Below are 25224 nucleotides of genomic sequence, written 5' to 3'. Positions count from 1 at the left end.
CCAGTGCGGCTAACCCGGCGTCCTGCCGGGTTACCCACGGATTCAAGCCTGCGTTCGGCCAGCGTGGTTTAACGGGGCGCCTAAGATCAAAAGCAGATCAAAAGCCAGAGCCAGAGCGACTCGCTTCGCATCGTGGTTACGGTTGGGCGCTGCTGAGTTGTGTGGGTACCTATGCTCCAGAGGGAGCAAGGTCACTCGCCACAGGGGGTGGTTTATTCGACGCGCAGCACAATCTTGCCGATATGGTCGCCACCTTCCATGCGGGCGTGAGCCTGGGCGGCGTCGGTGTATTCGTACACCTTGTCGATGATCGGCAGGCAACGCCCTTCGCTCAGCACCGGCCAAATATGTTCACGCAACTGCTCGGCGATGGCGGCCTTTTCTTCGCGGGTGCGTGCGCGTAGCAGGGAACCGGTGATGACCGCACGTTTGCCGAGAATGGTCAGCAGGTCCACCTCATTGGCCTTGGCGCCACCGAGGAAGCCCAGTATCACCAGGTGGCCGTCCATGCCCAGGGCCTTGAGGTTGTTGTTGAGGTAGGAGGCACCCATGATGTCGAGAATCACATCGACGCCTTTACCTGCGGTTTTCTCGGCGATGACCTGGGCAAAATCCTCTTCGCGATAATTGATCGGCTGCGCCCCGAGCTTGGCGATCGCCGCGCATTTATCGGCGCTGCCGGCGGTGGCGAATGCCTCGATACCGAATTCCCGGCAGAGCATCAGGGCGGTGGTGCCGATACCGCTGGTGCCGCCGTGGATCAGCGCGCGCTGGCCGTTGCAGGCGCCGCCGAGACCGAACAGGTTGGCCCAGACGGTGAAGAAGGTCTCCGGCACGGCCGCCGCTTGAATCCAGTCCATGCCTTCGGGAATCGGCAGCGCCTGGCTGGCCGGCACCGCGCAGAACTGCGCATAGCCGCCGCCATTGGTCAGGGCGCAGACCTTGTCGCCGAGTTCGTATTGATGCACGCCTTCGCCCAGCGCCACCACTTCACCGGCCACTTCCAGGCCGGGGATCGGGCTCATGCCGGGTTTCATCGGGTATTTGCCGGCACGTTGCAGGGCGTCGGGACGGTTGACCCCGGCGGCATGCACGCGAATCAGGATCTCGCCGGGGCCGGCCACCGGCACGTCTGCGCGACGCGGCTGCAGCACGTCGGGGCCGCCGGGGGCGGTGATTTCGATCAGGGTCATTTCTTGGGGCAGTGTCATGGATGGGTTCCTGTAACGATGAGCGTACGGGTTGGGACCATAGCGAGCGGTCGACGGTTCAGCCAGATCATGCCCGCTTCCAGCTGCAGTGCAACCACCATGGCACCAACCTGCGTCATAAACAGAAAGGTGATTCAAGCCTGCATTCGGCCCGCGTGGTTTAACGGGGCGCCTGAGATCAGGATCAAAAGCGCGGCGCCCCTCCCTCATTCGATGTTCATTGTGATTTGAAGGCTGCGCTTAGACGTTGGATCACCTCTACCACTGACGGCCCCTTAATCTTCGGCGGTGCAGTACTTTCACCAAACTCGCGCCACACAAACAGCGTCAGCTCAGCCCCATCGGTCAGGTTTTTCGCGAGTGTTTGCGACCCGAACCCCTGGAGCGTGCGATAGCGTTCATCCTGCCAGAACGCATCTTCGACCCAGTCATACACCGGGATGAAATGAAAATGCAGCGGCAAGCCCGGCATATGGCCGTAGCGGCTGATATACAGCCACTTTGGCTGGAGCTGGGTTTCCATCACCCGCTGGACTCTGGCGAGCAGCCCGCCGAGTTCGGCCAGTGCGGCGTCGGGCATGTCGGCCAGCGAATCGATCGGTGCCTTGGCGCCGAGCATGAGGTAGCCCGGCAGCCTCGTTGTCAGGTGATGGTTGAGCAACCAGTATTCGGTCTGGTGCAAGAGGTAGGCGGGGTCTATTTGCATGAGCACGCGTCCAGGTTGGCTGGTGCGGCAGGATAACAAGTATTCCCCATGTGAGAGGGTTCGCCCCTCAGTGCATCTTGCTATGGTCCATGTGGCTATGATCCATCCCATCCAAGCCACGCGCTGGCGCTTTCACTTCGATGGTCTGCTCGGTGCCCTTGGCGTCTTTTACCGTAAGGGTCAGCGGCACCTGGTCGCCTTCCTTGATCTGGCCGGTCAGGCCCATCAGCATCACGTGGTAGCCATTCGGGTCGAGCTTGACGGCTTTGCCTGCGGGCAGGGCCACCGAGTCCACCGGGCCCATGCGCATCACGTCGTCTTTCATGCTCATTTCATGGATCTGCACGTCTTTGGCCACTGGTGAAGCCACGCGCAGCAACTGGCTGTCGCTGTCGGCGGTGACGGTCATGAACGCGCCGCTGGACGGTTGGCCGGGCACGGTGGCGCGTACCCAGGCGTCGCTCACTTGCACCTGGGCGCTGGCGTGGGCGGCGAGGCCGAGCAGGGTGAGGCCGAGGGTGAGACGCTTGAGGTGTTGAACGGCAGTCATTAGCAGACCTCCATGACGGTGAGCAGGTCTTCTGCGCACTCTTTAGCGGTAAGGGATGCCTGCAAGCCAAGGCGCAGGTTGCCACGGGTATCGAACACGAAACTGGTGGCGGTGTGGGACAGGGTGTAGGTGTCGCCGGCGGGGATCTTTTCATAAAAAATCCCGAATTCCTTGGCGGCCACGGCGATTTCTTCCGGGGTGCCATACAGGGCTTCGAAGCTGGGGTCGAAGGCCTTGACGTATTTATCGAGTATCTCGGGGGTGTCGCGCTCGGGGTCCAGGGTGATGAACACCACCTGCATGATTTCACCGTCGCGCCCCATCAGCTTCTTCGCCTGGGCGGCGCGCGCCAGGGTGGTCGGGCAGACCGCCGGGCACTGGGTGAAGCCGAAGAACACCACGGGCATCAGGCCACGGTACGAGCTCAGGGTGACGGTTTCGCCGTCGGTGTTCTTGAGCTTGAAGGTGCGCCCCATGATCTTGTCACTGAGGTCCTTGCCGTACTTGAAATCCAGCCTGGGGCTGTAGTCACAGCCGCCCAGCAGGCTGCCCAGGCCCAACAGGCCCATGCCGGTCAGCACTTTGCGGCGGGTGAATAACGTACTCATCAACTGTGCATCCTGTGAAACGCCTGAATGGCTCTGGCGTTGCCCATCCGGCTTTGAAAAGGAGTAACGAGAAGGGTGCAGAGTCTAGCAACCCTTGGGCCCCCGCGTAATCTGCGACGTTCTGCCACAGGGGCGCGCTGCGCTCCATCCTTTTGTGGCTTCGGTGGTAGGGTCGCGGTGATGAAATCGAGCTGCCTCGAGCGGGCGCTGATTGCCTGGGCCCTGTACTCCTGCGTACTGGTGAACCTGTTCTTACGCGGTTTGGGGGCATGGGCACATGATCGGTCAACAGCTTGATGGCCTCGGCGGCCAGTCAGGCGCAGTGGACGGCGGTCAGCCGATAATTTTCCGACAAGGGGTGGGCTGGCCTGTCTTCCAGCAACATCTCGAACTACTTTGCCTGCCCCGTATGCAGCGCTGTTACCGTCGCAATCGTATTTTGACCGGTCTGGTTGCTGAGTATAAGGCGTCAGGGCCGGTAAACAGGCCCTGACGCTTGCGCCAATCAAAGCGCTGACAACGTGACCAATAGGCCTTACGCAGCCATTGGTTTACTCGTCATGGCCTTTTTATGAGCCGCTTTCATCGCTTCCATTTCAGCCCCGAGTTCCTCCAGCATCGCTTTGCCCAGAAGCTTCCTGGCCTCGGGAAACATCTCGGTTTCTTCTTCTTCGATATGATGCTCCAGCAGCTCCTTGACCACTTTGACTCGACCGGAAAACTCGGTGGTGGACGGGTCGGTCTGCTTCAGGTCGGGCAGCACCAATGAGTCGACGGTGCGGTGCTCTTCCTTGGCTTCGTGGTACATGATGTCCTGTTCCTTGCCGCCGGCTTTTCTGAAAGCAGGGTAGAGAATTTCTTCTTCCAGCTTGGTGTGCAGGGTGATTTCCATCTCCAGCTTGGCCAGCAGGTCGGTGCGTTTTTTCACCCCGCGTTCGGTGGATTCGCTCAATTGGGTCAGCAGGGTCTTGACGCGTTCGTGGTCGGCTTTGAGAAGGTCGATGGCATTCATGTGGAACCTCACGGGTAATGGTCGGGCATGTCGAAACGCACGCCTCGTGAGTAAGCTCATTGCATCACGCGTACCAACTTTTCAGGCTGGTAAATTATGTTTTAAATCAAATGGTTGGCGTCAAACCATCGGTTGGTGGTCGTGCAGCTTGCATGATCGGGGGCTGCCGGGATTGCACAACGCACAACCGCCGCCGCTGTTGAAGTGCGTTGCTGAACAATTCGATGGAACCCCTGGCGCATTTGCTTGACCTAACCCTTAGACTTCAGGAGGTGAAGCATGCAAATTGAATATATCTGGATCGTACTGGCAGTGATTCTGCTGCTGTTGGAACTGTGGGCCATCAACATTGTGTTGCGCAGTACCGGCGGCTGGGAGACCAAGGGCTTATGGGTGGTGGTGCTGATCTTTGTACCCCTGCTGGGGCTGATCGCCTGGGCGATGTTCGGGCCCAAGCGCGAGATGGCGCAACCGCGCAAACACTGAAGCGTTCAGTAAAAAAAACAGGCGCCCCATGGGGCGCCTGTTTTTATTGCGGTGGACGGATCAACCCGCAACAGCCTGGGCAATCGCCTCATTGAACGCCGGCAAATCGTCCGGCGTGCGTGAGGTGATCAAGGTCCAGCCATTGGCCTTGCATTCCTGCACCTGGGCGTCGACCACGCTGGCGGCACCAGCGTTCTCCAGATCGATACGCACGCTTTTAAACGCAGTCAGGGTCTTGCCCTTGACCACGCCCGCGTCGATCAGCGTCCACGGGCCGTGGCAGATGGCCGCGATGGTCTTGCCGGCCTGGGCGAACTCGCTGATCAAGCGCAGCGCGGCGCTGTCCTGGCGCAGAGTATCGGCATTGACGGTGCCGCCCGGGATGACCAGCGCGTCGAAGTCGCTGCCGACCACGTCCGACAGTTGCACGTCGGATTCCACGGTCTGGTCCTTTTCCGTATCGCCCACGAAGGTCTGGGTAGTGCCACCTTTGCTGGAGGCGTGCGTCACGGTCGCGCCGAAGCCACGCAGGGCTTGCAGAGGCTTGAGCAGTTCATCGCGCTCGATGCCGGTATTGGAGGTAATGATCAGGATTTTCTTACCGTTGAGTTGCGCACTCATAAGCGGGTGTCTCCTGTTTGGGTAAGTGAATTAATGGGCGTATTTGCCTTGCAGCGCCTTGGCTTTTTCCAGGTGTGCTTCAAGGGTCGGCAGGGTCTTGGTGGCGAAAGCTTTCAACTCGGCGTTGTCGGAGGACTCTGCTTCCTTCTTGAACAGTGCGACGGTTTTCTCGTGGGCGTCCACCTGGTTGTTGGCGTAGGCTTTGTCGAACGATTCATCGCGCATTTCCAGAATGGCTTTCTTCGCCTTGTCAGTCAGGGCGGCGTCATCCGGTACTTCGATATCAAGTTTCTTCGCCAGTGCCATCAGTTCCTGATTGGCCTTGGTATGGTCGGTAATCATGTGTTGCGCGAAGGTCTTCACGTCCGCCGAACTGCTTTTTTCCAGCGCCAGTTTGCCCGCTTCCACTTCGGTGATACCGCCCTGGGCGGCGCTCTCGACAAAGTCGTTGGAGGTGGCGGCCATTGCGGTGGAAATCGAGCCTGCAACCAGTGCGAATGTCAGGCCCATGTGTTTCATCAGTCGAGTCGTCATGGTGTCTCTCCTTGGAAATGGCGTGTTGCCGTTACGAGACTGTTGAACCGGCGCCCAGGCAAAAGGTTTAAATTTTTTTTGCACGCATTGACCGAACGGCAGGCGTGGCAATTTCCTTGAACTAATCCAAATTCACAGGGTTCTGCTGCATAGGGTCGCCACTGTGGGTGACCTGTCATTACCAGGAGATAGCACCGTGACTGATCACAAGCCCGCCGATAAAACCCCCGCGCCCGTCAGTTCCGAAGACGCGCAAAAGGGCAATGCCGACGACACTAAAGGGCAGTCCCTGGAACGTCCGAACCCCAAGACCGAAACCATCGATAAAGTGGTGACGCCGACCTCGATCAAGGACCTTGAGCGCCAGACTGATGCCATCAACGAGAAGCTCAGCAAGGGGCAGTGAGCATGGCCCGTTCCATCAGCGCGTCGGAACTGGGAATCGAGCTCAAGCCTGGCGATGACGGCAGTCTGTTCAAGTGGTTTATCGCCAGCTTCCTGATGGGCAAGCGCATTCAGGCGCCGATCGCCGCGCAGGCCTACAGGGTGATCGTTGAAGAGGAGCGCCGCGACACGCCGCGTAAATTGCAGCACTGCACGTCGCGCGAGCTGGTCGCCATGTTGGGGCGCGCGCATTACGTGCGTTACGACGAAACCACGGCCCAGCGCCTGTTGGACCTGAGCGCAAAACTCAATGCCGATTACAGCGGCAGCATCACCCGGATGCTTGAGGCCAGCAACGACCGCCAGGCGTTTGAAAGGCGCCTGGGTGAGTTTGACGGCGTCGGGCCCAAGACCATCGAGATTTTCATGCGCGATGCGGCCACGGTGCTGTTTTGAGCGCACCGCTGTATGTGGGCTGTGCCGGCTGGAGCTTGCCCCGCGAGCATTGGCCGGCCTTCCTTGGGCAAGGTACGCACTTGCAGCGCTACGCCTCGCGTTTCAATGCAGTGGAAATCAACAGCTCGTTTTATCGGCCCCACTTGCCGAAAACCTATGGGCGCTGGCATGAGTCGGTGCCTGAAGGGTTTCGTTTTTCGGTCAAGATGCCCAAGCGAATCACCCACGAGCTGCGCTTGCAGCAGTGCGCCAGCGCCCTGGACGAGTTTCTCGGGCAATGCCTGCAACTGCACGAAAAGCTCGGTTGCCTGCTGGTACAGCTGCCGCCGTCCTTGAGTTATGAGCCGCTGGTTGCCCGCGCGTTTTTCGAGGCGCTGCGCCAGGGTTTTGCCGGCACCGTGGTGCTGGAACCGCGCCATGCCAGTTGGCTGGCGGCTGGGAGTCTGTTGCGAGCCCTGGAGATTGGCTGGGTCACCGCCGACCCCGCGGTCATTGCCGCGGGCGATGCCTGGCACGGCGTGCGTTATTGGCGCCTGCATGGCTCACCGCGCATCTATCACAGCGCCTACGGGCATGAGCGGGTGCAGGCGTATGCGCAATTGTTGCGCCAGTCGATGGAGGAGGGCATTCCCACTTGGTGCATCTTCGATAACACCGCCAGCGGCCATGCGATCGCCGATGCCCTGGACCTGCTGGACCTTCATCGGTCGCACCTCCCCATCTGATTGAAAAAATCCTCGCCGGCTTGGCTGGGGGGGCAGGCGGCGCCGTGTACAGCTCGCGAGATAAACGCAATGGCTGGTTGCCTGGGCGATCGCCGGTTACTCTCTGGGTTCAGTTCAGGGAGAGGTGACCCGATGTCGTTGATCACAACCATCGAAGACTTACGCAAGCTTGCGCAAAAACGTGTGCCCCGCATGTTCTACGACTACGCCGATTCCGGCTCCTGGACTGAGAGCACCTACCGGGCCAATGAAAGCGATTTTGCCCGTATCAAGTTCCGTCAGCGCGTGGCGCGCAATATCGATGAACGTTCGATCCGCGCCAGCATGATTGGCCAGGACATGGCCATGCCGGTGGCGCTGGCACCTACCGGCCTTGCGGGCATGCAGCACGCCGATGGGGAGATCCTCACCGCGCGCGCCGCTGCGGCTTTTGGCCTGCGCTATACCTTGTCGACCATGAGCATCTGTTCGCTGGAAGACATCGCCGAGCACGTCGGCCAGCCCTTCTGGTTCCAGTTGTATGTGATGCGCGATCGCGGGTTTATCGAGCGCCTGATCGAGCGCGCCAAGGCGGCGGGTGTTGATGCGTTGGTGTTGACGCTGGACCTGCAGATCCTTGGGCAGCGTCACAAGGATTTGATCAATGGCCTGTCGGCGCCGCCCAGGCTGACCCTGCCGAACATCCTCAACATGATGACCAAGCCGCGCTGGGTGATGGGCATGCTCGGCACCCAGCGTCGTGGTTTCGGCAATATCGTCGGGCATGTGACGGGCGTGGCCGACATGAGTTCGCTGTCGGCGTGGACTGCCCAGCAATTCGACCCGCGCCTGAGCTGGGACGATGTGGAGTGGATCAAGAAGTGCTGGGGCGGCAAGCTGATCATCAAGGGCATCCTCGATGTGGAAGACGCACGCCTGGCGGCCAACACTGGCGCCGATGCGTTGGTGGTGAGCAACCACGGGGGCCGTCAGCTGGATGGTGCGCCGTCGAGCATCAGCCAATTGCCGGCGATTGTGGAGGCGGTGGGCAATCGCATAGAGGTGTGGCTCGATGGTGGCATTCGCTCCGGCCAGGACGTACTCAAGGCTATGGCGCTGGGCGCCAGGGGCACGATGATCGGACGCCCGCATCTGTATGGCTTGGGCGCGATGGGCGAAGCGGGCGTGACCAGAGCGCTGGAGATCATCGCCCGAGAGTTGGATGTGTCGATGGCGCTATGTGGCTATAACGATATACGCGATGTGAATCGCGAGATCCTGCTGCCTGGCACGTTTCCTGACGGCGTTTGATGGGCAAAAAGAAACGGAAAAGTAAAAAGAGTTGTCCACGAAAACCGTGGGTATCTCTGTGGATAACTTTGCAAGGCCCCGGCAGCATTGGCGATTTAACCTGCGATCAATATTTGATCAACTTTCAATGACGGCCAATATGGGCAGGGTTTGCGCTTGACAGGCCTTGGCCAAGCCAGTGCCGAAAAGTGCGTTTATGAGTCACCGTCTCGCCCTGTGGAGTGGCTGACCACCGGTGATGGCATCGTCGTTTGCATCAGCTTGTCCAGCGCCACACCATAATTGCGCCCGGCCAGGCTCATGCTGTTGTTGTGGCCGGCCCCCGGTACCAGTAACAGCCGCTTGGGTTCCTGGGCGGCTTCGAATAACTGCTGGCTGAAACGCGGCGGTACGTAGCGGTCATCAAGGCCGTGCACCACCAGCAATGGCATATGGATATCGGCCATCTTGTCGATGGAATCGAATTTCTGCGACAGCAACCAGCGCACCGGCAGTGAGGTATCGGCAACGGCCGTGGCGACATCCCCCAGGGACGTGAACGTGGATTCGATTACCAGCCCGCGTACCGGCAACGGCACCTGCCTGCTCAACTCGGCCGCGAGGTCGATGGCCACCGCTCCACCCAGGGAGTGGCCGTAGATCAGGCGTTTGCCGGGGTCCGGCTGCAAGGTTTGAAAGCGTTCCCAGGCGATGCGCGCGTCTTCATACACCGTGGTTTCCGAAGGCAGGTCGCCCTGGCTTTTGCCAAAACCGCGATAGTCGATGGCCAGCACCGAATAGCCCAGGGCGTGCAACTGTTCGATGCGAAACAGCTGGCCGGTGAGGTTCCAGCGCACGCCGTGCAGATAGAGGATCGCAGGCGCATCCTTGCGCGCGGCCGGGTACCACCAGCCATGGATATTCTGGCCGGATTTGAACGTGGCGGGCTTGATATCGAACTCCTGCACGGCGCTTGGCAGGCCGGTGTACCAGCCTGCGGTGCCCGGTTCGATGCGAAACACCAGTTCGCGCTCCTTGTGTTGCAGCACGGCGCAGCCGACCGGCAGGCCGACGATCAGCAGGGCCATGCACAGCAGCACAAACCGGCGCAGGCCCCGGCGGGGTATGGAAAAAGCTGACATGAAGATTCCAGTACAAAAGCCAAGCTCGGGTTGTACCAGATGGCCCGGGCAGAGCAAAAATTAATACGACGGCCCACGATGCGAAGCGAGTCGCTCTTGATCTGCTTTTGATCTTGATCTCAGGCGCCCCGTTAAACCACGCTGGCCGAACGCAGGCTTGAATCCGTGGGCAACCCGGCAGGACGCCGGGTTAGCCGCACTGGGCCAAGGATGGCCCATTGCGGCGGCCCACGGATTCAAGCCGGAGTGAGGGCACACCGAGCCCCAGCGAGGTGCCGAGTGGTGGGGCAAGAGCGTTTTGCTTACTTTTGCGCTTTTCAAAAGTGAGCCGCTGTAAAAGCGGAACCCATAGCAGCCGTTACCGCAGAAACGGATATGTACTCGGTCCAATCCAACATCCTGGTCGGCCCAGAGGCCGCCATCGGGGGCAAGTCGAATCGTCGCACCGCCCCTCCCACATTTGGACCTCGGAGTGTCAGGTAGATACGCGTTGGCTGTTCGGCCGCCATCGGGGGCAAGTCGAATCGTCGCACCGCCCCTCCCACATTTGGACCTCGGAGTGTCAGGTAAATACGCGTTGGCTGTTCGGCCGTCACGAGGGCAAGCCCCCTCACGCCACCATAATAATCTTCGACACCAACTCCACCACCGTCTTGGCCTGCAATTTCCTCATCAACCGTGCCCGATGCACTTCCACCGTGCGGTGGGAAATCCCCAGGCGCAGGGCGATTTCCTTGGATTTGAGCCCGTTCACGATGTGCATGGCAATTTCCCGCTCCCGCGGCGTCAAGTCCCCGGTGCCCTGGTGACTGCGGTCCAGGCGTTCGAAGTGCCAGATCATCAGCTTGAACGGGTCCCTGGGCGTAAGAGTGTAGCCATGGGATTTGGCCCAGAACACCTCGCCGTTGCGATGCTGCATGAAGCGCTCGTCGGAATAAAAACCGTTGTCGCTGTCGAGCAACCAATCATGGCTGCGCTTGCCGATGGCGTGGTAGTCGGCCTTGGACGGGTAGATCAGCAAGGTCAACTGATTGACCAGCGCCTCGCGGGCATAGCCGAACAGTTTCAGGAACGCGTCGTTGCAGTCGAGTATCACGCGGTTGCTGGTGACCAACTGCGGAGCGGGGGACAGTTTGAACGCCAGGCGTTCAAGGTCTTGCAAGGGCTGGGTAAACACGGTCATGGGCATCCTGCCTCGTTGTTCAACTCACTGGCGAATACTTATCCTTGTAAAACTACTTATCCATGTAAGTAGTTACACGAATTGGCGTGCGGCCAGAGCTGGTTCATTGTAGGGGAAGTCCGGTTGAAGAACAGAAGAAATTGATTATGCCTGTTGATTGCGTGTCTATCGTTGCCGCTGGTCATTCGCGTTTTGGTCGTCTGGAAGGCACCACGCTGGAGGATCTGATTGTTCAGGTCACGCGTGAGGCCCTCAGCGATGCCGACCTTGAGGCATCGCAAATCGACGCGCTGTTCCTTGGCCACTTCAATGCCGGGCTGGTGCCCGACGGTTTTGCCGCGTCATTGCTGCTGCAGGCCGACCCCGGGCTGCGCTTCAAGCCGGCCACGCGCTGTGAAAACGCTTGTGCGTCCGGTTCGGCGGCGATCCAGGCCGGGGTCAATGCGATTCTCTCCGGCAGCGCCGAGTTGGTGCTGGTGGTGGGCGCCGAAAAAATGACCCACACCTCCACGGCTGCCGTCACCCAGGCGCTGGCCGGTGCCGGTTACCAGAACGATGCCGCCGAGGCCGGCCTGAGTTTCCCGCAGCTGTTCGGTCGCGCCGCGCGCCAATACGCCGAGCGCTACCATAGCCCGCTGGGCTCGATGGCGGCGATTGCCACCAAGAATCACTCCAATGCCATGGCCAACCCGTTGGCGCAGATGCACCGGGAGATGAATTTCGAGCACTGCAACAATGTGTCCCAGAGCAACCCGTTCGTGGCCGATTCGCTGCGCCTTACCGATTGCTCGCTGATCAGCGACGGTGCGGCGGCGATCATCCTGGCTTCACCCAAGCGCGCGCGGGCGTTTCGTCGCGATGTGCAGATTCGCGCGATGACCCAGGTCAATGACACCTTGCCTATCGCCCAGCGCGACATCCTCGCGTTTGAAGGCCCGCAGCGGGCCATTCACTCAGCCTTGCGCGGGGCCAGTGTGACCCTGGCCGACCTGAGTTTCGCCGAGGTGCATGATTGCTTCACCATCGCCGAGCTGCTGATCTACGAAGCCATGGGCCTGGCGCCCAAAGGCGAGGGGCACCGTGTACTCGACAGCGGCGTGGTGCGCGCGGGCGGGCGCTTGCCGGTGAACCTTTCCGGTGGGCTCAAGGCCAAGGGCCATCCCGTCGGCGCGACGGGTGTCTCGATGCATGCCCTGGCGTTCCGGCAATTGACCGGCGAGCCGATCGGCCTGGCGGTGCCCAACGCGGAGTTCGGGCTGGTGTTCAACATGGGTGGAATGGCGGTGGCCAACTACGCCTCGGTCCTGCATGCGCGCCGGTACTGAGCCATGAACATCGCCAATTGGTTGCACGATACCCAACGTCGCGACCCGCAACGCCCGGCACTGTTCGACGGCGCCCGGCAAGTGGCCGACTACGCCACCTTCACCGCCCATGTGCGCCAGCGCGCCGCGCAGTTGCAGGACCAGCACGGCGTGCAGCCGGGGGATGCGGTGGCGGTGCTGATGAAAAACAGCTGCGACTACCTGGAGTTGCTCTACGCCATCTGGTGGATGGGTGCGGTGGCGGTGCCGATCAACGCCAAGCTGCATCCGACCGAGGCGGCGTGGATCGCCGATAACGCCCAGGCCCGCCTGATCTTTACCGATGGCGGCCGGGTGTTTTCTGCGCAGGACCTGCCCCTGCGCTGCACAGAGCTCGATGGTCACGTGCTGCCGCCTGACCTTGGCGGGCCGACATGGGAGCAACCGGTGCCGCGCCAGGATCACGACCTCGCCTGGCTGTTCTACACCTCCGGCACCACCGGGCGTTCCAAGGGGGTGATGCTGTCCCATGGCAATCTGATCGCCATGTCGTTGTGTTACGCCACCGATGTCGACCCGGTGAGCGCCGACGATGCGGCGCTGTATGCCGCGCCGATGTCCCACGGCGCCGGGCTCTATAACTTCATTCACGTACGCTGCGGCGCGCGCCACGTGGTGCCGGCGTCCAACGGTTTTGACGCCGCCGAGCTGTTTGGCCTGGCGGCCGAGCTGGGCAGTGTTTCGCTGTTTGCCGCGCCGACCATGGTCAAGCGCATGGTCGAGCAGGCGCGGCGCCAGGGCTACAGCGGCGCAGGCATCAAGACCATAGTCTACGGCGGTGGCCCGATGTACCTGGCCGATTTGCGCGATGCTGTCGACACCTTTGGCGCCCGCCTGGTGCAGATCTACGGCCAGGGCGAGAGCCCGATGACCATCAGCGTGCTGCCCCGTGGGCTGATTGCCGACCGCCAGCGCCCTGATTGGGCGACCCTGGCCGCGTCCGTCGGCCATGCGCAAGCCTGTGTGGAAATCCGCATCCTTGATACCGGGCACCAACCGCTGCCCACGGGAACGCGCGGCGAAATTGCCGTACGTGGCGCTACGGTGATGCAGGGGTATTGGCGCAACCCCGAGGCCACGCGCCAGGCCCTGGTCGATGGCTGGTTGCTGACCGGCGACATCGGTTTCCTCGACCCCGCCGGCTACCTGACCCTCACGGATCGCTCCAAGGACGTGATCATCAGCGGCGGCAGCAATGTATACCCGCGCGAAGTCGAGGAGGTGCTGGCCCAGCATCCCGAGGTGTTTGAAGTGTGCGTGGTGGGTGAGCCGGACCCGCAGTGGGGCGAGTCGGTAGTGGCGTTTGTGGTGACGCGCAGCGGCCAGCCCCTCGACGAAGCCGAATTGACGGCATGGTTCCTGGCGCGCATGGCATCGTTCAAAAAACCCAAGAAATATGTGTGGCGCAGTGAATTGCCCAAGAACAGCTACGGCAAAATCCTCAAGACCGACTTGCGGCAATCGCTCAAAGCGGCGAGTATCGCCGCGCTTTAGCATGGATCGACAAACAGACAAGGAGTCCCCTCGATGGGCAATCACGCGCACGACACTGTCCGCAAACGCCGCCGCGCGTTTCTCGGTGCCACCTCCGGCCACTTGATCGAGTGGTACGACTATGGCGTCTACGGCTTTCTTGCCGTCTATATCGGCCAGGCGTTCTTCGTCTCCGACGACCCCACCACCAGCCTGCTGGCCAGTTTTGCCGCGTTCGCCCTGAGCTTCTTCATCCGGCCCCTGGGCGGGCTGTTCTTCGGCCCGCTGGCGGACAAGATCGGCCGGCGTAAAACCCTGATCATGGCGCTGGTGATGATGACCGGCTCCACGGTAATGCTCGGTTTGCTGCCCACGTACGCGACCCTGGGCATCGCCGCCCCGATCCTGTTGATCCTGGTGCGCTGCGTACAAGGCTTCTCGGCGGGCGGTGAAATCGGTACGGTCACCAGCTTCATTTCCGAATACGCCGGTCCCGGCCGACGCGGCTTTGCCACCTGCTGGTTGATGGTCACCGCCGTGCTCGGCCTGCTGCTGGGCGGCGCCGTGGCCAATGGCATGACCTGGGTGCTGGGCGCCGACATGATGCAGGAGTGGGCCTGGCGCGTGCCGTTCCTGATCGCCGCGCCCCTGGGTTTCATTTCCATGTACATCCGCCTCAAGCTCGAAGACAGCCCCGAGTTCCTTGCCCTGCAACGCGCCGGGCAAACTTCTCGTGCACCCCTGCGCGAAGTCTGGCAGTGGAAGCGCGCGATTGCCCTGGTGTTCTTCATCATCACCTTGCACAGCTCGATCTTTTATCTGGTGCTGACCTTTGCCTCGACCTACATGGCCAAGATTCTCAAGTTCGACAGCGGCACCACCTTGCTTTATGTGTTCGTCGCCAGCTTTTCGGCGGCCTTCGTCATGCCGTTCGGCGGCGCCTTCACCGATAAGTACGGGCGCAAGCCGTTCCTAATGGTGATCGGCACACTGGCGACCCTGGCGATGTACTGGCTGTTCAAGATGGCACCGACCGCCACGCCGGCAACCTTCTTCGCGCCGTTGATGGCGGTGGCGATTCTGTTCGGCCTGTACGCTTCGTCCACCTATGCGCTGATGAGCGAACTGCTGCCCACGCGCATCCGTTCCACCGGGATCGCCGTGGCGTACAACGTGCCGGTCGCGGTGTTTGGCGGCAGCGCGCCGCTGATCTCCACCTGGCTGATCAAGGTGACCGGTGACATCACCTCGCCCTGGTACTTCTATGTGGCGACCGGGGTGGTATCGCTGATCGCGTTGGTGCTGCTGCGCAAGGAGGACTTCGTGGCCAGCACCAGCCCGGCGGCAGTGCCTGCGGCGGCGGCATTGGCTTGAGGGCGCGGTCGCCGGGCGTTGCATCGAGGCGTTAACTGCGCCAGGCTTGGCAGCCTGATCCCGGCGGAGCGAATGGCGTGCAGGCTACCCGATTGACCCTGATCTGCCATGCGGCCACGGCGGCGCAGAAACAGGCACGTTTTGCCGATGACGAGTCGCTGCTCATGGACTGGCAAGACGCGCAACTGTCTTTGGCAGGCCATTACCCCAAGGCTGCTCGCCTGGTGTGCGGGCCGGAGGCGCGAGCCCGGCAGACGGCGGCGTTATTCGGTGCGCAGCCGTGCATCGAAGCGGCCCTGCGCGACCTGGACCTGGGGCGCTGGAAAGGCCAGGCGATTAGAGATCTCGACAGCGATCAGATGAACGCCTGGCTCACCGACAGTGCCGCCGCGCCCCATGGTGGCGAGACGCTGGGGCAGTTGTGCAGGCGGGTCGGGGACTGGATCAAGTCCCAGGAACGTCAGCCCGGCCATGTGCTGGCAGTGACCCATCCGTTCGTTATCCGCGCTGCGCTGCTGTTCGTCATGCAGTGCCCGGTCTCGATGTTCTACCGGATCGACGTTGAACCGCTGTCGCGCACCGAACTGCGCTTCAATGCCGTCTGGCGCCTGCGTCTGGAAACTCACGCCTGACGCCCCGATCGTGGCAAAATCCACGCTCCGCAATGAGAGCAACCCATGAAACGCATCCTGATCATCGGCATCGGCGCCGGCAACCCCGACTACATCACGATGCAGGCCGTGAAGGCGCTGAACCGCACCGACGTGTTTTTCCTGATGGACAAGGGCCAGAGCAAGGACAAACTGATCGACCTGCGGCGTGAAATCTGCGAGACCTATATCACCGAGCCCGGCTATCGCTTCGTCGAGGCCGATTGCCCTGAGCGCGCGCGCGGTGATATCGACTACACCACCGCCGTGCGGGACCTCAATCGCGACAAGCAGCAAACCTTCGAGCGTATGATCAACGAGGAAATGGCCGACGGCGAAGTGGGCGCGTTTCTGGCCTGGGGTGACCCGGCGTTGTACGACAGCACCATTCGCATCCTGCAGGCGATCCTGGCCGACGGCCGCTGTGAATTCGAGTTTGAGGTGATCCCCGGCATCACCAGCGTGCAGGCCCTGGCGGCCCGGCATAAAGTGCCGTTGAACCGGATCGGTAAATCCATTGAAATCACCACCGGGCGGCGCCTGGCGGCGGGGCAGGCGAGTGATGCCGACACCCTGGTGGTGATGCTCGATGCTGAAGATTCCTACCGCAGCGTGGCGGATCAAGACCTGGACATCTATTGGGGCGCCTACCTGGGCACGCCGGATGAAATCCTGATCAGCGGCAAAGTGGCTGACGTGGCGCAAGACATCCAACGGGTACGCAAGGCTGCGCGGCTCGCCAATGGCTGGATCATGGACACCTATTTGTTGCGCAAACCCTGAGGGACAGTTCCCATGCTCAAATTGCTCGCGCTCACCCTGACCCTGCTGGCCGGTGTCGCCCAGGCGGATGCCGACCTGCACACCGACTTGCCGCTGTCGTACCTGGAGCAAACCCAGGGCGATTCACGCAACCAGCCGCTGGTGATTTTCCTGCATGGCTTTGGCAGCAACGAGGAAGACCTGTTCGGCATCAAGGATGCGCTGCCTTCCACCTGGACCTACCTGTCGGTGCGTGCGCCGCTGCCGGTAGAGCCACGTGGCTATCGCTGGTTCACCAAGGCTCCCGGTGACGGTGACTACGATGGCGTGACGGCCGATCTGCACAGCAGCGCCAGGCTGATTGAAGACTTCGTGGCCAAGGCCACCGCCAAGTATCACACCATGAGTGATCGTGTGTTTCTGGTCGGGTTCAGCCAGGGCGCGATCATGTCCTATGAGGTGGGCTTGCGCAGACCCGAGCTGCTGCGTGGCATAGCGGCCCTGAGCGGCAGTGTGTTGCCGGTGCTCAAGGCCGAGCTCAAGCAGGATGAAGCGTTGGGCAAGCTGGCGATCTTTATCGGCCATGGCACGTTGGACCAGGCGCTGCCTTATGCGTTGGGGACGCGGGCGAATGCGGTGCTCGAGAGGATTGGGTTGAAGCCGGAATTTCATGGGTATCCCGGGATGAACCATACGATCAGCGAAGCGGAAATCCAGGATTTAAAAGCCTGGCTGGAGAAAAGTTTGAAGTGAAACGCAGTTGAAAATGTGGGAGGGGGCAAGCCCCCTCCCACATTGGAGATTGGCTTACTTGCCGCCGGTAATCTGCTTGACCAGCGCAGCATGCCCCTTTACATCATCCGCTCGCGAAATCGCCTGGATCACCAGCAACTGATTGCCGGAACCGCCGAGAAAGGTGGAGTTCAACGTCTTGCCGCCGCCCTGGGTGGCGGTGCTGTCGACTTGCCGCAGGCCGAGGCCTTTGTAGGTGAGTTTTTTCTCGTTTTGCTTCTTGAAATCGGGAAGGGCGGCGCGCTGGTTCTTGACGAAATCGGCTACGGCGCCATCGAGGAACTGCGGGTCGTTGTCCTTGATGGCTACCCCATCGTTACGTATGGTTTCGGCGACGATCACCACGCTTTTGGTGGTGGCGTTGGCGTACAGGGTGCCCTGGGTATCGGCGGTGCCATCATCGGCTTTACCGGAAGGCAGGGTATCGGCGGTGTAGGCCTTGGGCAGGTCGAAGGTGAACTTGCCGCCCAGGGTGGAGATGGTTTGCGTGGTCGCCTTGGAGGCAGCCCATACGCTGCCGGCGGTAAGCGCAAGGGCCAGCAGCAGTGCGGTCTTGGTAAACGTGGCCATGAAGCGCTCCAGAGATGAACGAAATTGCGGCGTATTCTGTCAGAAAATTCGCAAGATCGTTCACCTGCTGCCTCACACCTTGTCGGACTCTTCCTGCAGCCGATCCATCTCGAACAGGCGCGCCAGCTCGGCACGGGCTTCCTGGGCGGTCTGCATGACCTTGGCCGCATCGTCGTACACCGCATGCTGGGCGGCGAGGACCTGCTGGTCGTGGGCCTTGAAGCGGTCGATGCGCGCATCGGCCTGGGCCTGGCTCAAACCGAGGCCGACCAGGGTGCGTCGGCTCATCTCCAGGCTTGAGTAAAAGGTTTCACGCACCGGTGAGGCGTCCAGGTCCACCAGGCGGTGTACGTGCTGGCGGTTACGCGCGCGGGCGATGATCTTCATGTGCGGGTAGAGGTTGCGCACCAGTTCGGCGGTCTTGATGTTGATCTCCGGGTCATCCATGGCGATCACGAAGAACTCCGCCTGTTCGACCTTGGCCGCATGCAGGATTTCCGGGCGTTGCGGGTCGCCGTAGAACACCGGCATGCCGCCGAAACTGCGGGTCAGTTCGATGGTTTCCACCGAGGTGTCCAGGGCAATGAACGAGACGTTCTGCGCGCGCAGGATACGCGCGACGATCTGGCCCATCCGGCCCATGCCGGCAATCACCACACGCGGTGCATCGCCTTCGATGGCGCGGTATTCCTCGGGTACGTCCACCGACTTGACCTTGGGTATGAACAGCTTCGGGCATATCAACAGCAGCAGCGGTGTCACGGCCATGGACAGGGTGATGGTCAGCACCAGCACATCGTAGAGATGCGGCTCGAACAGGCCCTGGTCGCGCCCGATCTTGAACACCACGAAAGCAAACTCACCGCCGGCCGCCAACACCACGCCCAAGCGCAGGGCGCTTTCACGATTGAGCTCACCCACCTTGCGACCCACGGCGTACAACAGCGGCAGTTTCAACCCGATCAACAGCAAGGTCAGCCCGATCACCACCAGCGGTGTGCTGAGCAGCAGGCTGAGGTTGGCGCCCATGCCCACGCTGATAAAGAACAGACCCAGCAGCAGGCCCTTGAACGGTTCGATCTGGGATTCGAGTTCGTGGCGGTATTCCGAGTCCGCCAGCAGCAGCCCGGCGAGGAAAGCGCCGAGGGCCATGGACACGCCCACCAGTTCCATCAGCCAGGCGGTGCCGATCACCACCAGCAACGCGGTGGCGGTGGACACTTCGCGCAGGCCGGTCTTGGCGACGATGCGAAACACCGGACGCAACAGGTAGCGCCCGCCGATGATCACTACGGCGATGCTGCCCAGAATCTGCAAGACGTGCTGCACGCCCTGGGCTTCGGTGGTCGGATGATCGCTGCCGGCCAGCAGCGGCACCATGGCGATCAAGGGGATTGCCGCGATGTCCTGGAACAACAGGATCGCAAAGGCCAGGCGCCCGTGGGGTTGGTTGAGTTCCTTGCGCTCGGCCAGGCTTTGCAGCCCGAACGCGGTGGAGGACAGCGCCAGCCCCAGGCCCAGCACAATCGCGCTGTTCCATGACTGGCCAAACAGCCACAGCGCCACCACGCCCATGACCAGCCCGGTGAGCAACACCTGGGCCAGACCCACACCGAATACCGCCTTGCGCATCACCCACAAGCGTTTGGGCGAAAGCTCCAGGCCGATAATGAACAGCAGCAGCACCACGCCCAATTCGGAGAACTGCGCCACGCTTTGCGGGTTGCCGATCAGGCCCAGGACCGACGGGCCGATGATCACACCGGCGAACAGGTAGCCCAGCACCGCGCCCAGTTGCAGGCGCTTGGCCAGGGGCACGGCCAGCACGGCGGCGAACAGGAATACCACGGCTGCTTGTAACAGGTTGCCTTCATGGGGCATTACGAACTCCAGGATGCTCAAAACCAAATCGACTGGCGCGTATTAGAGCGCTTTTTACCGCGTGATAATTGTATTTTTGCCGCGTGGGGTGGCATGTTTGCCTGGATTAGGGCATTGAATACACAGGATTACATCGGCATGTCGCGCAACTGCCATCCGCGCGATGGGCGGTGAGTTGGCGATCATTGCGACGTTTTCCGGTGGTCCGGTGAAGATCGATTATATTGGATAAGCCAACCTCATGAACCAGCTCCTTGCCCTACGCGCTTTCGTCCGTGTCGTCGAGACCGGTTCATTCAGCCGTGCGTCTGACCAACTGGGGCTGCCACGTTCCACCGTCAGCAAGTTGATCATCGACCTGGAGAAGCACCTGGGCGTCCAGTTGATGCACCGTACCACCCGTGTCCTGACGCCGACGTCCGATGGGTTGGAGTATTGCCAGCAGGCCCGTCGCCTGGTGGCGGAGCTGGATGAAGTGGACAGTGCCATGCGCGGTCAGTTGCTCAAGCCCGGCGGGCACCTGCGGGTGGATGCGCCGGCGTCGTTCGCCAACTGCCTGCTGATTCCCGCGCTGGTGGATTTTCATCGTGAGTATCCGGATATCACCGTCGCCCTGGGGATCAGTGATCGTGCGGTCAATATCGTGGGGGAGGGCGTGGATTGCGTGATCCGCGCCGGCAAGCTTGATGACATGGCGATGATCGGGCGCAAAGTGGCGGACCTGCAATACCTGACCTGCGCTGCGCCCAGTTACCTGGCGCGTCGGGGGCTGCCGGTATCCCCGGAAGACCTGGCGCACAACCACCTCAAGGCCGGCTATTTCTCTGCCGGGTCGGGTAAGGCGCAGCCGCTGGTTTTCGAGCGGGACGGCAGGTGCATCGAGGTGGGCGATTGCGCCTACTCCAGCAATGACGGCAACGGCCTCAAGGAAATGCTGCTGGCCGGCTTGGGCATCGGGCAGCATTTCAAGTCAATCGTGCAGCACTACGTGGACAATGGCCAATTGGTCAGCGTGTTGCCGGACTGGTCACGCCCGGCCACGCCGCTGCACATTCTCTACCCACCCAATCGCCATCAGAGCGCGCGACTCAGGGTGTTTGTCGAGTGGGTGATTCATACGTTCGGGGTCAGGGAATAATCGCAGTCACGCGGATTTCCACGCGCATCGCCGGCAAGCCCAGGGCTTCGACACCCACCTGCGTCCAGATCGGCGCATGGTTGGGCATGTACTGACGGTAGTGCTTGACCATCGCCTCGTTGACCTCGGGCGGGAAACCGCCGACGTGGTAGGAATTGACGTGAATCACGTGCTCCCAGCACGTGCCGGCGGTCGCGAGGGTGCGTTCCAGGTTATGGAAGGCCTGGGCGATTTCGTCCGCCAGGTCGGCGGGAATCTGGAACTCATCGTCCCAGCCGCCCTGGCCTGAGGTTTCCACGCGATCGCCGACTTTTACCGCTTGCGAATAATGCAGGTGCTGGCGCATGTAATCGCCGTAGCCTGGGGTGACAAAAAATTCGGGCTTGCTCATGGTGATTCCTCGGTTCGGTAAAGGACTGAACCCAGGCTATAGCAGCCAATACGCGAACAAAATCCCGAATTTATGCCATGACTGTCCATCCACATGGATAATCGGCGCATTCTTGCGGGGTGGCTGCGGTGCAGGTTCATGCAAGAAAGAGTGCGCCAGCTCAGGCCTTTTCCCCCTGCGGCACGACGTTCAACCCTGGCCTTTGATACTATCCTCCTCCCTCGTCACCAGGAGTCACCGCCCCATGCAGCACCAGTGGGATGAAATGCACCGTACCCGCAAGCCCACGTTTGTACTGTGTGGCGAGCCCCAGGGGGACGTGCTCAATCTCTATGTTCACGGTTATTCGGCGTTTTTCAGCCGGCAGCAGTTGGCTGGCTTCAAGGAACAACTGGCGGGCATTGAAGGCTCGACCAACCTGATGCTGTTCTGGCCGGCGGGGCACTTTCTGGAAAACCTGTTTGCGCCGTTCAAGGAGGTGATCGCCTCGATGCTGGGCGGAGGCGGCCTGGGCGCGGCGACGGTGGGGGTGGGCAAGGCGATTGCTTACTTTCTCGACCATTACAAAAGTGTCGAGGCGCGTGTCGATGAAGTGGCCAGGACCTTGTTGCCCGAGCTGGCGAGCTACCTGCACGCCGAATCGCTCCAGGTGCGGCAAATCAATCTCATCGGTCACTCTCTGGGTGCGCGGATCGTGGTCAAGAGTGTGCTGGCCAGCCCTGAAATCGCCCATGAACTGCCGTTGAACAATCTGTTGCTGATGGGCGGGGCGATTTGTACGTCGAGCCCTTGGGAAGCGGTGACGGCGCCACTCAGGGGGCGGGTGATCAATTGCCACTCCAGCAAGGACTGGGCACTGGCGATGAAGCCGGACACCGAGCGTTGCATTGGCCGCTATGCCATCGCAGTGACGCCAGCCCTGAAGGCCAAGGTCACCAATGTTCACCTGGCCAGTTTCGACCATGCCGCCTACTGGCCGCAGTTGAAAACAGTGGTGCAGTACACCGATCTGCTGCAGGAGCGCCGGGGCATGATCCGCGCCGACCTGCGCAGCAGTGAAGTGCGCTTTGCCGAAGAGGATGCGGACTTGTTTCCGATCCTGATGCAGGCGCGACCGGATGAGTTGAAGTTTCTCGCCGAGTTGATGGCACAAAAGCGCAGTGCCTCGATTGATGCCGGAGTGCGCGAACCGCGCAAGCTCGCCATCGAGTTGCAGCGCATGGGCGGCGACAGTTTTATGAACCTGGCCCGTGGTCACGGTGTGGCCTATCGCCAGATCGCCGAAGCGGTGGCGCAACGCCTGGGCATCAAGTTCGACGATGCCGTTGCCAGCGTTGCCCTGGCGGATATCGAAGCGCAGGTTGCGCAAACGCTGATCGAGCAGTACCAGGACAAACTCAGCGCTGCCGACCGCCAGGCGTTCGAGGCCGAACTCAAGGCCGCGATGCACAAAGAGCAAGGCTTGTTCAGGCGTTTCAACGTTGGCCGTTCGGCCACCACCGCCTTGAGCGGCACCGCATTGGCCGGGCTTACCGGGTTTATTGTGCGACGCGGTGCCGCCACGGCGATTCCGGTGGTGGGCCAGGCGGTGGCGGCCGCGATGTTGCTGGTCAGCGGAGTAAGGGCGTTTTCCGGGCCGGCTTATTCGATCACAACCCTGGCGGTGCTGGTGGTTGGCGTGATTCGCCAGCGCCTGGAACGTGAGGCGCTGAATCAGGAACTGGACCTGGTGGTGCAAGTGGTTGAAACGTTTGACCTGCCCCGGGAGACGGTGATGCGCACGGTCGCGTCGGACTGCTAAGCTGGCGCCCTGACTTGTGTGTTTGCCTGGGATACCGCGTGAAATTCAGCCTGCCGAAAATTGCTACCGCCCCCTTCTGCCCGCCGGAAGTGGCCGGCTCCGTTGCCGTTGACCCCAAAGCGTCGTTTTTCAAGCGCGCCTTGATGTTCGCCGGCCCCGGCCTGTTGATCTCCATCGGCTACATGGACCCCGGCAACTGGGCGACCGCCATCGAAGCCGGGTCGCGCTATGGCTACAGCCTGTTATTTGTAGTGTTGCTGGCGAGCCTGGCGGGGATGGCGGTGCAGTGCCTGTGCTCGCGGCTGGGTATCGCGACCGGCAAGGACCTGGCGCAACTGTGCCGCGAGCGCTACAGCAAGCGCTCGGCACGCACACAGTGGGCGCTGGCGGAAATTTCCATCATCGCCACCGACCTCGCCGAGGTGCTCGGCTGCGCCCTGGCGTTTCACCTGCTGCTCGGTGTGTCGCTGACCACCGGTATCGTCATCACCGCCTTCGACACGTTGTTGATCCTGGCCTTGCAGAACCGTGGTTTCCGCCGACTGGAAGCAATCATGCTGGCGCTGGTTGCGACCATTGGCGTGTGTTTCTTCGTCGAACTGGTGTTGATCAGACCCTACTGGCCGGACGTGCTCAGTGGCTTCACCCCATCCCTGTCGGCCATCAGCGATGCCGCACCGCTGTACCTGGCCATCGGTATCCTCGGTGCGACCGTGATGCCACATAACCTCTACCTGCACACCTCCATTGTGCAGACCCGCCTGATCGGCAAGGACCTGGCCAGCAAACAGGACGCGGTCAAGCTGGCACGCATCGACACCATCGGCTCGCTGGCCCTGGCCCTGCTGGTCAACGCGGCCATCCTCGTGCTGGCCGCCGCAGCGTTCCACAAGACCGGCCATACCGACGTGGTGGAGATTCAGGACGCCTATCATCTGCTCGACCCGCTGGTGGGCGGCGCGTTCGCCAGCATCCTGTTCGGCATCGCCTTGCTGGCCTCCGGCCAGAGTTCGACCTTCACCGGCACGATCGCCGGGCAGGTGATCATGGAGGGTTACCTGAACCTGCGCATCCCGTGCTGGCAGCGCCGCCTGATCACCCGTGGGCTGGCGCTGATCCCTGCGTTTCTCGGAGTGTGGCTGATGGGTGACGACGCTATCGGCAAGCTGCTGATTCTGAGCCAGGTGGTCCTGAGCCTGCAGTTGCCCTTCGCGCTATACCCGCTGATCCGCATGAGCGGCGACAAGCAACTGATGGGACCGTTCGTTAACCGCTTGCCCACCCGATTGCTGGCATGGTTTTTATTTGCGGTGATCAGTGGAGCGAATGCCTGGTTGATCGGGCAGTGGGTGTTCTGAGTGACCTGTCTGCTGCTGGGCCATGACCTACACGAGAATGGCGAGAGGGCTGTAATGGGCAACTTGCGGATCAGAGGTCAACAGTTTCATGGGTCCACTGATTGCTGTGGCGACAATCAGTCGATCGAAGGGATCTTTGTGATGTGGCTCGAGCTCCTTGACCGCAATAGCGTGCTCTGAGGTGATCGGCAATTGGATAAACCCGCTCTCCAGACAGTGGTCACGGATTTCGTCCAGATCGACATCGAGCTTCCCCATGCTGACCTTGATGGCCATTTCCCAGAATGTCGCCGCGCTCACGTAAACATCGGCGGCATTTTCAATCAATCTGAGCGCTTTGCTGGATAACCTCGGGTCATCATTGAGTGACCAAAGCAGAATATGGGTATCCAGCAGCACCCTCATGAATGGGCACCTTCGAACGCATCCAGCAGGTCTTCCGACAGCGGTGCGTCGAAGTCCTGGGGGATCACCAGCTTGCCTTTCATCGCGCCGATTCGCCGAGCCTTGGACTTGCCGATGGGAACAAGCTGCGCCATTGCGCGCCCGTGCTTGGCGATGGTAATGACTTTGCCGGCGGCAGCCTCATCGACCCATTTCGACAGATTATTTTTTGCCTCGCCCAAAGGTATGATGGTCATCTGGTTTTCCCCGGGTTTTGGCCAAAAACAGCCAAAACTACGTGAGCTATCAAAAATGGCTAAACCACCTGCTGAAGCCGCTCGTTCAGTGGGCGACGGTTTGCAGTACATGACATCCATGGCATTACTCCAAAATAGGTTT

Annotated in this window: 29 protein-coding genes and 1 pseudogene; 16 read left to right on the top strand and 14 right to left on the bottom strand. The window is 61.2% G+C overall.

Translation table 11 applies throughout. The annotated features are described in order from the left end of the window. Positions 1-212 precede the first annotated feature (212 nt). The 4 genes from BFQ00_RS21825 to BFQ00_RS21810 form a co-directional block, all read right to left on the bottom strand. Positions 213-1211 (bottom strand): NAD(P)H-quinone oxidoreductase, encoded by a 999-nt coding sequence (locus tag BFQ00_RS21825; protein ID WP_065884735.1) that lies wholly within the window; start codon positions 1209-1211, stop codon positions 213-215. 217 nt (positions 1212-1428) lie between these two features. Next, positions 1429-1917 carry an HIT family protein gene (locus tag BFQ00_RS21820; protein WP_065934728.1) on the bottom strand — a complete coding sequence of 163 codons (489 nt, stop codon included), beginning with the start codon at positions 1915-1917 and terminating at the stop codon, positions 1429-1431. Positions 1918-1984: 67 nt separating this feature from the next. Continuing rightward, positions 1985-2467 carry a copper chaperone PCu(A)C gene (locus BFQ00_RS21815; RefSeq protein WP_065884733.1) on the bottom strand — a complete coding sequence of 161 codons (483 nt, stop codon included), beginning with the start codon at positions 2465-2467 and terminating at the stop codon, positions 1985-1987. Beyond that, positions 2467-3075, bottom strand: coding sequence for an SCO family protein (locus BFQ00_RS21810; RefSeq protein ID WP_065884732.1), 609 nt, complete (start codon positions 3073-3075; stop codon positions 2467-2469). The genes BFQ00_RS21815 and BFQ00_RS21810 overlap by 1 nt, the downstream gene beginning before the upstream one ends. Positions 3076-3255: 180 nt before the next feature. Here BFQ00_RS21810 and BFQ00_RS30170 point away from each other — a divergent pair. Continuing rightward, a pseudogene (locus BFQ00_RS30170) lies at positions 3256-3515 on the top strand (DUF2946 domain-containing protein); the annotation flags it as partial. A 95-nt stretch (positions 3516-3610) separates the two neighbouring features. On the opposite strand, the gene BFQ00_RS21805 reads toward BFQ00_RS30170, so the two are convergent. Beyond that, entirely contained in the window at positions 3611-4087 is a 477-nt protein-coding gene (locus BFQ00_RS21805) for a hemerythrin domain-containing protein (RefSeq protein ID WP_065884731.1), read from the bottom strand. A gap of 279 nt (positions 4088-4366) precedes the next feature. On the opposite strand from BFQ00_RS21805, the gene BFQ00_RS21800 reads away from it, so the two are divergent. Next, positions 4367-4573, top strand: a complete 207-nt coding sequence (locus tag BFQ00_RS21800) for a PLD nuclease N-terminal domain-containing protein (protein ID WP_065884730.1) — start codon at positions 4367-4369, stop codon at positions 4571-4573. Between the two features lie 60 nt (positions 4574-4633). On the opposite strand, the gene BFQ00_RS21795 is transcribed toward BFQ00_RS21800, so the two are convergent. Together BFQ00_RS21795 and BFQ00_RS21790 are read right to left on the bottom strand one after the other, a co-directional pair. Next, positions 4634-5194 (bottom strand): type 1 glutamine amidotransferase domain-containing protein, encoded by a 561-nt coding sequence (locus BFQ00_RS21795; protein ID WP_065884729.1) that lies wholly within the window; start codon positions 5192-5194, stop codon positions 4634-4636. Between the two features lie 30 nt (positions 5195-5224). Further along, positions 5225-5728: a DUF4142 domain-containing protein gene (locus BFQ00_RS21790; RefSeq protein WP_065884728.1), complete on the bottom strand. Its 504-nt coding sequence runs from the start codon at positions 5726-5728 to the stop codon at positions 5225-5227. 196 nt (positions 5729-5924) lie between these two features. Here BFQ00_RS21790 and BFQ00_RS21785 point away from each other — a divergent pair, with 196 nt between their 5' ends. The 4 genes from BFQ00_RS21785 (at position 5925) to BFQ00_RS21770 (ending at position 8583) form a co-directional block, all read left to right on the top strand. After that, positions 5925-6134 (top strand): hypothetical protein, encoded by a 210-nt coding sequence (locus BFQ00_RS21785; protein WP_065934727.1) that lies wholly within the window; start codon positions 5925-5927, stop codon positions 6132-6134. A 2-nt stretch (positions 6135-6136) separates the two neighbouring features. After that, positions 6137-6568 (top strand): DNA methylase, encoded by a 432-nt coding sequence (locus tag BFQ00_RS21780; RefSeq protein WP_065934726.1) that lies wholly within the window; start codon positions 6137-6139, stop codon positions 6566-6568. Next, positions 6565-7293, top strand: a complete 729-nt coding sequence (locus tag BFQ00_RS21775; protein WP_065934725.1) for a DUF72 domain-containing protein — start codon at positions 6565-6567, stop codon at positions 7291-7293. The genes BFQ00_RS21780 and BFQ00_RS21775 overlap by 4 nt, the downstream gene beginning before the upstream one ends. A 132-nt stretch (positions 7294-7425) precedes the next feature. After that, positions 7426-8583 (top strand): alpha-hydroxy acid oxidase, encoded by a 1158-nt coding sequence (locus BFQ00_RS21770; RefSeq protein WP_065884724.1) that lies wholly within the window; start codon positions 7426-7428, stop codon positions 8581-8583. Between the two features lie 194 nt (positions 8584-8777). On the opposite strand, the gene BFQ00_RS21765 is transcribed toward BFQ00_RS21770, so the two are convergent. Continuing rightward, positions 8778-9704 (bottom strand): alpha/beta hydrolase, encoded by a 927-nt coding sequence (locus BFQ00_RS21765; protein ID WP_065894251.1) that lies wholly within the window; start codon positions 9702-9704, stop codon positions 8778-8780. Positions 9705-10314: 610 nt separating this feature from the next. Further along, on the bottom strand, positions 10315-10887 hold the full coding sequence (locus BFQ00_RS21760) for a LuxR C-terminal-related transcriptional regulator (protein ID WP_065884721.1): 573 nt from the start codon (positions 10885-10887) through the stop codon (positions 10315-10317). A 146-nt stretch (positions 10888-11033) separates the two neighbouring features. On the opposite strand from BFQ00_RS21760, the gene BFQ00_RS21755 reads away from it, so the two are divergent. From BFQ00_RS21755 to BFQ00_RS21730, 6 genes are all read left to right on the top strand, one after another. After that, the gene (locus BFQ00_RS21755; RefSeq protein WP_065894253.1) at positions 11034-12212 is read left to right on the top strand and encodes an acetyl-CoA acetyltransferase; all 1179 of its coding nucleotides are present in this window, start codon (positions 11034-11036) and stop codon (positions 12210-12212) included. Between the two features lie 3 nt (positions 12213-12215). Continuing rightward, positions 12216-13745: a class I adenylate-forming enzyme family protein gene (locus BFQ00_RS21750; protein ID WP_065934724.1), complete on the top strand. Its 1530-nt coding sequence runs from the start codon at positions 12216-12218 to the stop codon at positions 13743-13745. Positions 13746-13778: 33 nt separating this feature from the next. Beyond that, positions 13779-15098 (top strand): MFS transporter, encoded by a 1320-nt coding sequence (locus tag BFQ00_RS21745; protein WP_065934723.1) that lies wholly within the window; start codon positions 13779-13781, stop codon positions 15096-15098. 77 nt (positions 15099-15175) lie between these two features. Continuing rightward, complete coding sequence (locus tag BFQ00_RS21740) at positions 15176-15730, top strand: histidine phosphatase family protein (protein WP_065934722.1); 555 nt, start codon at positions 15176-15178, stop codon at positions 15728-15730. 45 nt (positions 15731-15775) lie between these two features. Then, positions 15776-16531 (top strand): precorrin-6A synthase (deacetylating), encoded by a 756-nt coding sequence (cobF, locus tag BFQ00_RS21735; protein ID WP_065884716.1) that lies wholly within the window; start codon positions 15776-15778, stop codon positions 16529-16531. A 12-nt stretch (positions 16532-16543) separates the two neighbouring features. Next, positions 16544-17263: an alpha/beta hydrolase gene (locus tag BFQ00_RS21730; RefSeq protein WP_065934721.1), complete on the top strand. Its 720-nt coding sequence runs from the start codon at positions 16544-16546 to the stop codon at positions 17261-17263. A 54-nt stretch (positions 17264-17317) separates the two neighbouring features. Here the strand turns inward: BFQ00_RS21730 and BFQ00_RS21725 are convergent, their stop codons facing one another. Next, complete coding sequence (locus BFQ00_RS21725) at positions 17318-17872, bottom strand: hypothetical protein (RefSeq protein ID WP_065884714.1); 555 nt, start codon at positions 17870-17872, stop codon at positions 17318-17320. A gap of 72 nt (positions 17873-17944) precedes the next feature. Beyond that, on the bottom strand, positions 17945-19753 hold the full coding sequence (locus tag BFQ00_RS21720; protein ID WP_065934720.1) for a monovalent cation:proton antiporter-2 (CPA2) family protein: 1809 nt from the start codon (positions 19751-19753) through the stop codon (positions 17945-17947). On the opposite strand from BFQ00_RS21720, the gene BFQ00_RS29355 reads away from it, so the two are divergent. Continuing rightward, on the top strand, positions 19745-19927 hold the full coding sequence (locus BFQ00_RS29355) for a hypothetical protein (RefSeq protein WP_130184130.1): 183 nt from the start codon (positions 19745-19747) through the stop codon (positions 19925-19927). The two genes, BFQ00_RS21720 and BFQ00_RS29355, sit on opposite strands and share 9 nt — an antisense overlap. A gap of 67 nt (positions 19928-19994) precedes the next feature. Then, complete coding sequence (locus BFQ00_RS21715) at positions 19995-20891, top strand: LysR substrate-binding domain-containing protein (RefSeq protein ID WP_065934719.1); 897 nt, start codon at positions 19995-19997, stop codon at positions 20889-20891. Here the strand turns inward: BFQ00_RS21715 and BFQ00_RS21710 are convergent. Further along, the gene (locus BFQ00_RS21710; RefSeq protein ID WP_065884711.1) at positions 20881-21282 is read right to left on the bottom strand and encodes a RidA family protein; all 402 of its coding nucleotides are present in this window, start codon (positions 21280-21282) and stop codon (positions 20881-20883) included. The two genes, BFQ00_RS21715 and BFQ00_RS21710, sit on opposite strands and share 11 nt — an antisense overlap. Before the next feature lie 244 nt (positions 21283-21526). On the opposite strand from BFQ00_RS21710, the gene BFQ00_RS21705 reads away from it, so the two are divergent. Together BFQ00_RS21705 and BFQ00_RS21700 are read left to right on the top strand one after the other, a co-directional pair. Next, positions 21527-23083, top strand: coding sequence for a DUF726 domain-containing protein (locus BFQ00_RS21705; protein WP_065934718.1), 1557 nt, complete (start codon positions 21527-21529; stop codon positions 23081-23083). A 38-nt stretch (positions 23084-23121) separates the two neighbouring features. Continuing rightward, a complete protein-coding gene (locus tag BFQ00_RS21700) occupies positions 23122-24441 on the top strand; it encodes an Nramp family divalent metal transporter (RefSeq protein ID WP_065934717.1) in 1320 nt (439 codons plus the stop codon). A 27-nt stretch (positions 24442-24468) separates the two neighbouring features. Here the strand turns inward: BFQ00_RS21700 and BFQ00_RS21695 are convergent, their stop codons facing one another. Together BFQ00_RS21695 and BFQ00_RS21690 are read right to left on the bottom strand one after the other, a co-directional pair. Further along, on the bottom strand, positions 24469-24846 hold the full coding sequence (locus BFQ00_RS21695) for a type II toxin-antitoxin system VapC family toxin (RefSeq protein WP_065934716.1): 378 nt from the start codon (positions 24844-24846) through the stop codon (positions 24469-24471). After that, complete coding sequence (locus BFQ00_RS21690) at positions 24843-25202, bottom strand: type II toxin-antitoxin system Phd/YefM family antitoxin (RefSeq protein ID WP_242527085.1); 360 nt, start codon at positions 25200-25202, stop codon at positions 24843-24845. Before BFQ00_RS21690 ends, BFQ00_RS21695 begins: the two co-directional genes overlap by 4 nt. Positions 25203-25224 lie beyond the last annotated feature (22 nt).

The sequence above is a fragment of the Pseudomonas sp. 28 E 9 genome (assembly GCF_900004785.1).
GTDB classification, from domain to species: domain Bacteria; phylum Pseudomonadota; class Gammaproteobacteria; order Pseudomonadales; family Pseudomonadaceae; genus Aquipseudomonas; species Aquipseudomonas orientalis_A.
The sequence above is the reverse complement of the archived record's forward strand: the minus strand, read 5'-3'. Positions and strand labels throughout refer to the sequence as shown.